Origin of the sequence: Endozoicomonas montiporae CL-33 (assembly GCF_001583435.1) — a bacterium.
GTDB classification, from domain to species: domain Bacteria; phylum Pseudomonadota; class Gammaproteobacteria; order Pseudomonadales; family Endozoicomonadaceae; genus Endozoicomonas_A; species Endozoicomonas_A montiporae.
This window is the reverse complement of the sequence record NZ_CP013251.1, coordinates 4,122,769-4,134,587: the sequence shown is the minus strand read 5'-3', so window position 1 is coordinate 4,134,587 and position 11,819 is coordinate 4,122,769. Positions and strand designations below refer to the sequence as shown.

General features: G+C 49.8%; 8 protein-coding genes. 1 reads left to right on the top strand and 7 read right to left on the bottom strand.

What is annotated here, in order from left to right; all coding sequences use genetic code 11:
* The first annotated feature begins 44 nt into the window (after positions 1 to 44).
* A complete protein-coding gene (locus tag EZMO1_RS18945) occupies positions 45 to 1,472 on the top strand; it encodes a transposase (protein ID WP_145912468.1) in 1,428 nt (475 codons plus the stop codon).
* Between the two features lie 245 nt (positions 1,473 to 1,717).
* Here the strand turns inward: EZMO1_RS18945 and EZMO1_RS18940 are convergent, their stop codons facing one another.
* The 7 genes from EZMO1_RS18940 to dpaL form a co-directional block, all read right to left on the bottom strand.
* Positions 1,718 to 3,493: a sigma-54 interaction domain-containing protein gene (locus EZMO1_RS18940; protein ID WP_051789996.1), complete on the bottom strand. Its 1,776-nt coding sequence runs from the start codon at positions 3,491 to 3,493 to the stop codon at positions 1,718 to 1,720.
* Positions 3,494 to 3,860: 367 nt separating this feature from the next.
* Complete coding sequence (locus tag EZMO1_RS18935; protein ID WP_034876268.1) at positions 3,861 to 4,352, bottom strand: (2Fe-2S)-binding protein; 492 nt, start codon at positions 4,350 to 4,352, stop codon at positions 3,861 to 3,863.
* Positions 4,349 to 5,242, bottom strand: a complete 894-nt coding sequence (xdhB, locus tag EZMO1_RS18930) for a xanthine dehydrogenase subunit XdhB (protein ID WP_034876270.1) — start codon at positions 5,240 to 5,242, stop codon at positions 4,349 to 4,351. The genes EZMO1_RS18935 and xdhB overlap by 4 nt, the downstream gene beginning before the upstream one ends.
* On the bottom strand, positions 5,243 to 7,546 hold the full coding sequence (xdhA, locus tag EZMO1_RS18925; protein WP_034876273.1) for a xanthine dehydrogenase subunit XdhA: 2,304 nt from the start codon (positions 7,544 to 7,546) through the stop codon (positions 5,243 to 5,245). It lies immediately after the preceding gene.
* Position 7,547: 1 nt separating this feature from the next.
* Positions 7,548 to 8,993 (bottom strand): dihydropyrimidinase, encoded by a 1,446-nt coding sequence (gene hydA / locus EZMO1_RS18920; RefSeq protein ID WP_034876275.1) that lies wholly within the window; start codon positions 8,991 to 8,993, stop codon positions 7,548 to 7,550.
* A gap of 306 nt (positions 8,994 to 9,299) precedes the next feature.
* Positions 9,300 to 10,523 (bottom strand): YgeY family selenium metabolism-linked hydrolase, encoded by a 1,224-nt coding sequence (locus EZMO1_RS18915; protein WP_034876277.1) that lies wholly within the window; start codon positions 10,521 to 10,523, stop codon positions 9,300 to 9,302.
* 57 nt (positions 10,524 to 10,580) lie between these two features.
* Positions 10,581 to 11,774 carry a diaminopropionate ammonia-lyase gene (dpaL, locus tag EZMO1_RS18910; protein WP_034876279.1) on the bottom strand — a complete coding sequence of 398 codons (1,194 nt, stop codon included), beginning with the start codon at positions 11,772 to 11,774 and terminating at the stop codon, positions 10,581 to 10,583.
* Positions 11,775 to 11,819 lie beyond the last annotated feature (45 nt).

Sequence of the window (11,819 nt, the reverse complement as noted above, 5' to 3'; positions counted from 1 at the left end):
AGGTAAGATCTCATAGGAACTTAATAACCGTCAAGTGTCGTATCTTGCTAATTCGCCCATTACCCGTTGTCACTGCCTTTCTGGATGCTTTGAATGATTCGCTCAAGTCCATCAATTCCTCTGCGCAGTTGAGTAGATCCCAGAAAGTGGCACTGGGCGTTTTTATCATGGGAATCGTGGTAACTAAAACTATTAACTGGGCTGCTTTTGAGCGCAGAAGCTTAGGCAGATTCAAAGCGACCCGTCTGTGCTGGATGTTTTATCAAGCAGAAATTGCATGGCAAAGCCTGCTACAGGCCAGCGTCAGAAATATTCTTCTACGCTATGGAATACAAAGTGGAACCCTTGCTATCGACGATACAGGAAAAAAGCGCACTAAAAGGACTTCAAAAATCGACGGTGCCCATAAGATAAAAGACAAATCAACAGGTGGTTATTTTAATGGGCAGGAACTGGTGTTTATGGTGCTCGTTACTGAAGTAGCTACCTTTCCAGTAGGGTTTCGCTTTTATATTCCTGACCCTGAGTTATCTGCATGGAGGAAGAAAGACAAGGCGCTCAGGAAGCAAGGCATTCAGAAAAAAGAACGACCGAACCGTCCTGAGCCAGATCATGTTCGTTACCCCACCATGCAGTCGTTGACGCTGGTTATGCTGCAAGAATTTGTTGATTCGTTTCCCAACATTACGATCAAAGCAATTCTCGCTGATGCACTGTATGGCACAGGAGACTTTATGGATAAGGCTGCGGAAATAACAGGCGGAGCCCAGGTTGTCAGCCAACTGCGCTCGAATCAGAAAGTATCCAACCGAAACCACTCGGAAGCGACTCTCAAAGCTTACTTTTCGCGCCAGAAAGGCGCTGAAACTCAACTCATAATACGCGGTGGCAAAGAAGAGCAGGTCACGATGCTGGCTGCTCGGCTGTATGTTAAGGCTCATGGGAAAAGACGTTTTGTTATTGCCCTGAAGTATGAGGGTGAAGAGGATTATCGCTATCTGGTGGCTTCAGATATGTCATGGCGGCATACCGACATAGCCAGGATTTACACCTTGAGGTGGTTGGTCGAGGTTTTCATTCAAGACTGGAAAGCTCATTGTGGCTGGAACAGGTTGAGCAAACAGCAAGGTGCTGACGGATCGCAGCGCGGCGTGATCCTGAGCCTGCTGTGCGAACACATGCTGTTACTGCACCCTGAGCAATTCGTCCTACTGAAAAACAAACAGGCCGGAATGCCCGCAGGCTGTCTGATCGAACGCCTCAATGCAGAAGCCTTGCTTGCTACGGTGAAATCAGTGGTTGAATCGGAAGATCCAGATACCGAGCTTAAGGCTCTGGCCTTAGCCTTAGAGCATACTTTGCCCAAGCGGGAGTCGAGCAGGCATATGGCTGGTAGAGACCTGGGAGAACAAAAGGCAACTGACTCACTCAAAGCACACGCCCGGAAGTTTAAACTTTTAGATGCAGCTTAGAATCGAGATAAATACGTTACTTGTTTAGGTAAAACTGCAGCATCGAGTATTAGCAATGGCGGTGGCGGGAACATCCTGCGAGGGGCAAAAAGACCATCTGATCAGGAAATACAAACATCGCCTGCCGTTCTACGAAGCAATGGCACCGAAAGAGGCCAAACGGTTACTTGATAAAATGGGTAAACAGCTGAGGGCTGAATGCAGGAAGCGTCCTGCACTCACAACCGGGGGGAGGGAAAATAACGTTAAGCGTCGTCTTCCAGATGATACTTCTTGATTTTCCGATACAGCGTGGCAATGCCGATGCCCAGTTCATCGGCCACCTGTTGTTTACCTTTTTTTGCATCGAATTTTTTCAGGGCAGCCTGAATGCGCTGTTTTTCCATTTCTTCCAGACTCATGGATGCCGGACTCTTCTCGACAGAAAAGGTGGATACAGGCCTGACGGCTGCTGAATGATTTTCCGCTGTAGGGTTCTCTACTTGATGGCCTTCTAATGGGTGGCTCTCTCCCCGATGACTATCTGACTGGTGACTCTTTACCAAGTGAAAGTGCTCTGGCAGAAGTTCTGGCAGAATAACGCCACCGTGCTCGACCATATTAATCAGATATTCCATTGTATTGGCCAGCTCCCTGACATTGCCCGGCCAGTTCCAGCGGTTCAGATAAGCCATGGTGCTGTCATTGATCACCGGTACTGGCAGACCCATTTCTTTTGCCTGCTTTTTCAGGAAGAAACTGGCTAACAGAGGGATGTCGCTTTTCCGTTCCCGAAGGGAAGGAACAATCAGCGGAATAACGTTAAGACGATAATATAAATCTTCCCTGAACAGCTTTTTTTCTGTCAGGGTTTGCAGGTTCTGGTGGGTGGCAGAGATGACCCGGATGTTAACGGTACTGACGGTAGAAGAACCTACCGGTGATATTTCCCGGCGATCAAGAACCCGGAGCAGTTTAGCCTGAAGGTTCAGTGGCATATCGCCAATTTCGTCGAGAAACAGGGTGCCGCCGTCTGCACTTTTGATCAGGCCTTCTTTGCCCTGGGTCGCAGCGCCAGTAAAAGCACCGCGGGCATAACCGAACAGTTCGCTCTCCAGCAGGTGTTCGGGAATGGCGGCACAGTTAATGGCAATAAATGGCTTTTTTCGGCGCGCTCCGGATTCATGAATCAAACGGGCAACGACTTCTTTACCGGATCCGCTTTCACCATTGATCAGGACGCTGGAAGGGCTGCTGGCAATTTTCCTGACTTTCTCGTGAAGTCTCTGCATAGGCCGGGAGTCTCCCACCATACGATTATGGTTGCCGTTTGCGGAACGCCTTCCGGAGGTATCTGTTTTGTTGTGAGTGAGTACCAACAGCTTGCCGTGGCCATTCTGTATAAGAACTCCGGGAGAAATGATTTCCTGAGAGCCATTTTTGATAATGAATTCTTCAGACTCACGGTTAGCGGTGCGACGCTTGCCAAACGGACGAACACTGATCAGGCTTAATTTGTCATTACTGTTCAGTTTCAGTTGTTTTCGTGCGGCTTCGTTGATGTGGGTACAGCATCCTTTGTCGTCTACCTCAAGAACGCCCTCGGTAATCTTGCTGGATAACAGACGAATGACGTTTTCAGTGTTCTTGAGGCTGTTGTAGTACATATCCTCCAGTTTGGTCGCAATAAATACTTTGGAGATATCTTCAATGTAGCCCATATAAAGCGGAATATTAGCCAGTAACTGTTCACGTTGTTCTTCATTGAAACAGACCAGACTGATGACACCCAGGCATTCATTTTTAAACAGAACCGGAATGCCGAGAAAGGCTTTTTCCTGACAACTGACACGGCGCGTACAGGATAAACACTCGGTGTCTTTTCCCGAGTTCTTTATTATCTTTTCTTTACGATTGCTGATAATCCACCGAAAGGCGTTGGTTCCGGTGGTTAATTGACGACCAAGATCGTTTGCATAGGGGCCGGTACCTGCTATTCGCACTAACTCATTATCAATGACTTCAACATCAAGGTTTATCATGCGGGATAAGACCTGAACAAACCTTGATATGGTTGACTGGATAGACATTAATTTAGAGGGCGTCTTCAACACATTTTCCTTCCAATGTCTTATTAATAAGCTTCACTAAAAAGGCACTGCTACTGCCTTTTAAAATAAAAGAGCTTTTCTTTAAGTATCTTATAGTTTTCTCATATCAGGCGGGTGGTTTGTATTGAGCTGAAGCAATTGAATGGTAGCGTGTATCAATTTTTGTACAAACGAGTTGTAAAATTAATAAGCCGTAGAACTATTGAAAATAAAGAAGAGCATTCGTCTTATTTTTAAATCAAATAATTTGAATGCTCGTTCTTTTAATTGGTTCAAATACTCCGGTTAATTAAAATGATTAGCTTTTAACGGCATTCACAGCATTAACCGCAGCATCAACAATGGTTTGATAACCTGTACACCGACACAGATTTCCGGCATGTTCACGACGGATATCCTCACGGGTCAGGCTGTCCCTGTCGATGGAATCATCCCGGTTAAGGTCTTCGACAAAAGCGGTGGTCTTCATCACCAGACCCGGCGTGCAGAAGCCACACTGCACAGCGCCAGCATCCACATACGCTTCCTGAACCGCAGACAGTTGGCCATTCACGGCTTCCCCTTCAATGGTTCGTATTGATGTACCTTCTGCCCGAACAGCCAGTGCAATGCAGGCGTTAATGGGTACATCGTCAATCAGTACCGTGCAGGCACCGCATTCGCCGACACAGCAGCCTTCTTTTGTACCCGTCAGGCCATGTCCTCTCAGCGCTTCAAGTAATGACTGTCGTGTATCAACCAGCAGCTCGGTGGCTTTACCATTGAGCTGACAGCTTATGACCTGCTTCATAATTCTCCCCCGGCTCTGGTGATGGCTTCAGTCACAACCCTTCTTGCCAGAGTCCTGATAATATGTTCACGAAAATCCTTGGCAGCTCGCCAGGAGTTTCTGGGGCTCAGATCCTCCAGAACAACAGCGGCTAGTTCATCAATCAGTGATGCGTCAACAGTACGGTGCTTTGCCAGCCCTTCAGCGGTACGACAACGTTTGGGTACCGGAGCCGCTACGGTGTAAGCAATTCTCAGCTCTTTAACTCGTTGCTTGCCCGGTGTTGAGCTGCTTTCCAGCTCACAGCTGGCTGCACAGCCAATGGTGGCGATATCCATGGCTTTACGCATGGCGTATTTATAGAAGTGACTGCCGGTATTTTGGTATTGCTCTGGATTGATGGTAATCGCCGTCACCAGTTCACCGGGTTTGAGATCGACTTTACCGGGTCCTTGATAAAAGGACTCCATGGGGACAACTCTTGCCCCTTGCTGGCTCTGTATTGTCAGTTCAGCGTTGTAGGTCAGCAAAGGTGCGGCAGTGTCGGCACTGGGGGCGCCGTTGCAGATATTGCCGCCAACGGTTGCCATGTTCCGAACCTGTGGCCCTCCAAGAGAAGAAGCCCCTTCGATGAGTGACTTACACAACTTCTGTTGTTTAAGAAACTGAATCAGACGAGAAATAGTCACACTGGCACCGATGGTTATTCGTCCTTCACTGTCTACAGTTAATTGCTGCAGCGCGTCGATAGACTGAATATCCACAAGGTGACGGAATTCCGGCTTACCCTCCCTGAGCCGGATTAATACATCAGTGCCTCCGGCAATCAGCCGTGCATCAGAATGCTCGGCAAGATAGGCGCAGGCTGAGTCGATACTGTCGGCTTTAAAATACTGTTCGACGGAAAACATCTAGTTGGCCTCCTGAATCAGTTGTGCTTCACGGAAGGCGTTAAACAAAGCTTTAGGTGACATTGGCAGTTTATTCATTGCCACACCGGTGGCATCAAGAATGGCGTTACGAATAGCCGGAGCCACCGAGAGCAGGGGAGGCTCGCCGACGGACTTGGAGCCATAAGCGTTGGTGGTTTCGTTGGTTTCAACAAAGTCACTGCCTATATCCGGCATATCGGGCATGGTCGCGATCTTGTAATCCAGCAGGTTGCCGTTATAAATGGTGCCGGTTTTCGGGTTGACCATCAGTTCTTCACTCATGGCACCTGACAAACCCATGCCGATACCACCGTGTACCTGACCTGCCGCTAATACCGGGTTAATGATTTTACCGGCGTCGTGAACATTCAGAATGTTCAGTACTTTGACCTGGCACAGTTCAATATCAACTTCTATCTCGGCAAAGGTGCATCCGTAAGAGCTGGCATTGCTGGTTGTCTTACGTGAGACATCCGCTGTTAGCTGGTGCCCGCGCTGTTTGTGGTAATAGGCGTCCAGAGCCAGCTCTTTCAGAGTCAGTGTTTTTTCCCCGGTGTTACCTGTCACCCTTCCATTGTTGAGTTCAAGACCGGATGCCGGGCAGTCGAGCATTTCAGCGGCGTAATCAAGAATTTTCTGTCGCAGTTCTCTGGCCGCTTCTGACACAGGTTTGGACACCACATAGGTTTGCCGTGACGCAAACGAGCCGGGATCGAACGGCGATACATCGGTATCCTGAGAGGACACAACATGCACCGATGAAACCGGTACGTTCAGATATTCAGCGGTCATCTGGGCAACGGCTGTATCAGACCCCTGTCCGATTTCCGTCGCGCCCACCTGCACGGTTATCCGGCCATCCTGATTTAATATCATCCGGGCACCGGCAATTTCCACACCGGCAGGATAAGTGCCGTTGCCATAGGAGAAGCAGGCAACACCCAGTCCATGTCGTATGTTTCTGTTTTCAGAACTTTCATTACTGCGACGGTATTCGTTTTTCTTCAGATCCCACTGAATGTGTTCTTTGCCTTTTCTCAGGCATTCTCTGACCGCACAACTGGTAATGTGTTTATCAGTGAGTGGGTTCATATCGCCTTTTTGCGCCGCATTACGCAAACGGAACTCGACACTGTCCATGCCTATTTTTCGGGCGGCTTCCTCAACCATTGACTCAACGGCAAAAACAATCTGTGGTGAGCCGTATCCTCGCATGGCACCTGCTGCGGGCAGTGTCGAATAGTGGGTCATGGCGTGATAACGCAGTGACGCTTTCGGGTACAGTGGCGGCAGCTTTGCACCGGCCGATTTGGCAATGGAATGGCCGTGGGAAGCATAGGCACCGGTATTGGAAATAACATCCAGAGAAAGTGCCTTCAGGGTTCCATCCTTGTTGACACCGCACTCTATATCGACACTGATCGGGTGGCGAACCCGGGTACTGAGCATGGTTTCTTCCCGATCCAGATCTATCTGTACCGGGATGCCCCCCAGCTTCAGGGTCAGGAAAGCCGCCATGGGTTCAAGAACGACATCCTGCTTATTGCCAAAACCTCCGCCTACTGTGGGTTTAACGACCCGTATACGGCTCATGTCCCATGACAGCGCCTGAGCGACAATTCTGCGACAGATATGAGGAATCTGGGTGGAGGAGACAATAACAATATGGTCTGTGTCGTCCATATAAGCCATTGCGATCTGATTTTCCAGATGACAATGCTGAACCATCTGGGTCTGGAAAGAACCTGCCAGTTGCAGGTCTGCGCTTTTCAACATTTCAGACGGGTTGCCAAGCTCGTACTCATGCTCTCCGACTTTATTGAAAGCTTTGTTATGAAGCACCGGTGCCTGATCATCCATAGCCTGCTGATGGTTCAGTAGCGGCGGGTATTCATCGTAACTGACCCGAATCAGTTGCAGGGCTTTCTCTGCAATCAGCTGATCCGTAGCGACGACAATGGCAATTTCATCGCCGTGGTAGCGTACGTAATCAGTCAGCAGCAGTCGGTCTTCAACATCCCTTGTCTTGGGATCAAGGGAATAGGCATGACCGGCTGTCGCAAAAGGTATTTTGGGAATATCTGCAAAAGTAAACACTGCATCGACACCAGCCAGTGCCCTGGCCTCGCTGGTATCAATGCTGGTGACTCTGCCGTGGGCAATTTTACTGCGCAGGTATTTTGCAACGCGCGTGCCCGGCATCATCAGGTCGCTGGTAAAACGGCTTCTGCCTGTTACCTTGGCGGTAGCATCAAGCCGTTGTTCAGAGTCGCCAATGCTCATGTTAGCTCCTGGTCCAATAGCGAAAACAACGATTCAGAGTTTCTCTCGGGACAAATTCGCCATCACCCGCCAGCCCTTTGAATACACCATTGCGAACAATGATCTTGCCCCGGGACATTGTCATCACCGGATAACCTTGCAGGGTCATGCCTTCGTAAGGACAATAATCGGAGCGGCTGTGCATCTGGCTCTGGCTTAAAGTGACTTCACAGTCCGGATCAATAATCACCAGGTCTGCGTCGGAACCTTCGGCAATAACACCCTTACGGGGGTAAAGGCCAAACAGCTGGGCCGGTTTGGTGCTGACAAGATTAACGAAATCATTAATGGACAGACGACCCTTCATTACCCCTTCCGAAAACATCAGTGGTACGCGGTTTTCAACACCGGGAATACCGTTGGGGCAATACTGAAAGCCATCGCGGCCTGCCCGCTTCTGCTCCATGGTGAAAGCGCAGTGGTCGGTGGCAACGGTACTGATAGTGCCATCCTGTAATCCATCCCATAGCTGTTCGAGATGGTCGCTGTCGCGCAGAGGCGGGCTCATGATGTACTTCAGGCCCTGGTCTGTGGGGTAATCGCCTGCACAGGTTTCGTTGTAACGGTTGATATCCAGTTGCAGGTATTGAGGGCAGGTTTCGGCAAAAACAGACTGTCCGCGCTGGTGTGCCTGACGAATGTACTCAAGCCCGATACCGTTGGACAGGTGAACAATATAAATGGGTGCATCGCCCGCCAGAACCGCAAGGTTGATCATACGACCAACGGCTTCGGCTTCGCATTCGGGAGGGCGGCTGAGTGCATGATAGATAGGATCTTTCAGCCCCTGTGACAGCATGCGGTTTTTCAGGAAACGAATGGCTCCGTCATTTTCAGGGTGTACACAGGTGAGCGCATTCAGCTGGTTTAACCGGGACAGGGCAGCCAGTACATCGGTGTCGTCCAGTTTGTAGTTATACGTCAAGTACAGTTTAAAGCTGGATATACCTTCATCGAACACCATGGATTCCATTTCATCCAGGATGCTGTCGTCTATGTGCTGGATGGTACCGTGAAAGCTGTAGTCAATAACGGCAGTGTCGCGGGCGTATTCGTGGTAGCGTTCGAGTTGATGATGCAGTGAGCAGCCCTTGGGGCCAAAACCCATGTGGTCGATAATGGTGGTGGTTCCCCCGCAGGCGGCAGAGACGGTGCCACTGTAGAAATCGTCACAGCTCTGGGCAATGCCTACATCGATGTTGAAATGCGTATGAACATCCACACCGCCGGGAATAAGGTATTTACCACTGGCGTCTATGACTTCGACAGGGGAGGTCGTTGACTGTTCTGCATCGGCAGAAGAGATAACGGGTGCAATCCGTTCAATGATGCCGTTGTTGATGAGTACATCAGCCTGTTCACTGGCATCGGCATTAACCAGTGTGGCGTTTTTTATAAGAACGGACATGATCTTAACCCTGTCTGGTTACCTTACCGGTAGCCACTGGTCTGGAGTCTGTCGGACTTAAGACTGTCCTACTGCGGTTGCAATAAATTGGTTTAAAAACTCCTGCTTTTTCGTTGAATAGTTCACTATTCGCCTCAAAATCATGAGTTTTTATCCTCAATTTCTTGCAATCCTCGCTACGGACGCTTAAGTCCGACAGGCTCCTGCTGATGGCTACGGGTAAGGCAACCAGAACTCCGCAGAGTTCTGGTTGCTGCCCGCTTTTATGGAGACAGGAGGAAAGCGGGCAACGGACGGTTTTTTGTATTACTTCTTGAGGTTATGCAGGTACATGCCAGGAATCACTGCGTACATGGCTGCACACTTGACCAGATGGTCTTTCCAGGTCTTTTCATCAGGGGCATGAGCTTCAGGTTCTTTACCCGGACCAAAGCCAATCACCGGAATACCATAACGTCCCATGATGGATACGCCGTTGGTGGAGAAAGTCCACTTGTCTACCAGTGGCTTTTCATCAAACAGCAGCTGGTAGCAGTCTTCTGTCGTTTTAGTCACCAGATGATCTTCATCTATCAGCCAGGCCGGGAAGTAGCATTCGGTTTCATACACCAGACCGGTATAGGATGGACGGTCATAGTTGTACATGGTGACTTCTGCTTTGGCTTCCTTAACCGCTGGCAGAGCACGGATTTCTTCCAGAGCGCCTTCCCATGTTTCGCCCCAGGTCAGACGACGGTCGATGGAGATAGCGCAACCATCGGCAACAGCGCAACGGCTTGGAGAGGAGTAGAAGATTTCGGAGACGGTCAGGGTGCCTTTACCCAGGAACTCGTCGTCGCCCAGACGGGAGGAGAGCTCTTTGATTTCATTCAGGATTGGGCCCATCTTGAAGATCGCATTGTCACCGCGCTCTGGTGCAGAACCGTGGCAGCTGATGCCACTGACTTCGACACGGATTTCCATACGACCGCGCTGACCACGGTAAATGTTGCAGTCTGTTGGCTCGGTGCTGACGACGAACTCTGGCTTCAGGCCGGATTCGTTAATAATGTACTGCCAGCACAGACCGTCGCAGTCTTCTTCCTGAACAGTACCGGTAACGACCAGTGTGTAATCGTCTTCCAGACCCAGATCTTTGATGATCTTGCCTGCATAAACCATGGAGGCCATGCCGCCTTCCTGGTCAGAAGCACCGCGGCCACCAATGGTTTCTTCGTCTTCGTAGCCTTTGTATGGGTCGAAGGTCCAGTTGTCCATGTTACCCACACCCACGGTGTCGATATGCGCGTCCATGGCAATCACATGCTTACCGTGACCAATGGTACCCAGAACGTTACCCTGAGGGTCGATTTCAACTTTGTCGAAACCTACCTTTTCCATTTCTTCCTTGATGCGCAGAACGACTTTTTCTTCATCGCAGGATTCACTGGGAATGGCGATCATATCGCGCAGGAAACGGGTCATGTCCGGCTTGTATTCTTCTGCTTTTTTCAGAATGTCAGCAAAAGGGAGCTTCAGATCGGTTGTCATTGTTCTATTCCTTAACTATTTATTAACTATTTATTAACTAGTTTTAAATTGGCAGTGTTAAACAGCGTATTTGCCTTCCCAGACCACATCGAGGTAATTGACCGGATCGGTGTCGCCTTCCGTGTTGAACAGCAATACGACAGAATCTTTATTGAGTTTTAATGATTCCATGATGCGCTTGGCATCAGGGTGTTGGGCGATGGCGTAAAGCAGACCGATACCAATAGCGCCGGATTCGCCGGAGATCACTTGCTTGTCACCCGGCAGAGGGCTAGCCAGAATACGCATGCCCAGTGCTGCAACTTTGTCTTCTACCGACAGGAAGTGACGACTGCAGTTTCTGAGAATCTCCCAGCCGAGAGGGTTAGGTTCGCCGCAGGCCAGACCGGCCATAATCGTGTCGAGATCGCCAGGAACATTGACGGCGGTACCCTGAGGGCTGCAGCCTGATTGATAGATGCAGTCGGCCTTGTCCGGTTCGGCAACAATGCCTCTGAAAGACTCTGCGCTATAACGGTTGGCCAGATAGCCCATGGCTCCGCCAGCCAGCGCGCCAACGCCTGCCTGCAAAATGGCGTGAGTGGGTTGTTTGATGCCCATGGCTTCAAGCTGGTCACAGGCTTCCGATGCCATGGTCATGTATCCCTGCATGATCCAGGTCGGGATTTTGGTGTAGCCTTCCCAGGCCGTGTCCTGAACCATCAACCAGCCATTGTCGTCGGCATTTTTGCAGGCCAGACGAACAGCGTCGTCATAATTCAAATCGGTAACAATGCATTCCGCACCGAGTTTCAGAATGTTGTCAACGCGTTCCTTCGCCGCACCTTTGGGCATATAAACAACGGCTTTTTGTCCCAGCTGATGTGCCGCCCAGGCAACACCGCGACCGTGGTTTCCATCGGTAGCGGTAGCAAACGTGATCGGTTCCTGACCTTTCAGGCTGTCGAAGGTAAACTCATCCAGTGAGATGCCCAGCTTCTGACAGACGCATTGTGCAATGGCGTAAGAACCACCCAGTACTTTGAAAGCATTCAGGTTAAACCGGTAGGATTCGTCCTTGACCAGAATTTTGCCTATACCCAACTTGTTTGCCAGCTGATCAAGAGAAACCAGCGGTGTAGGTTCATAAGCGTCGATTTGTTGATGAAAGCCGAGAACGGTTTTGGCAATCTCGGTGCTGAACAAATGAGACGACTGACCGTTAAAAAACGGATTGTCCTTTTGTTGCAGTGATAATGAAAATGTAGACACTTTGTACTCCTGACCGCTGTACTCTTTATGCTGTACTCTTAGGCT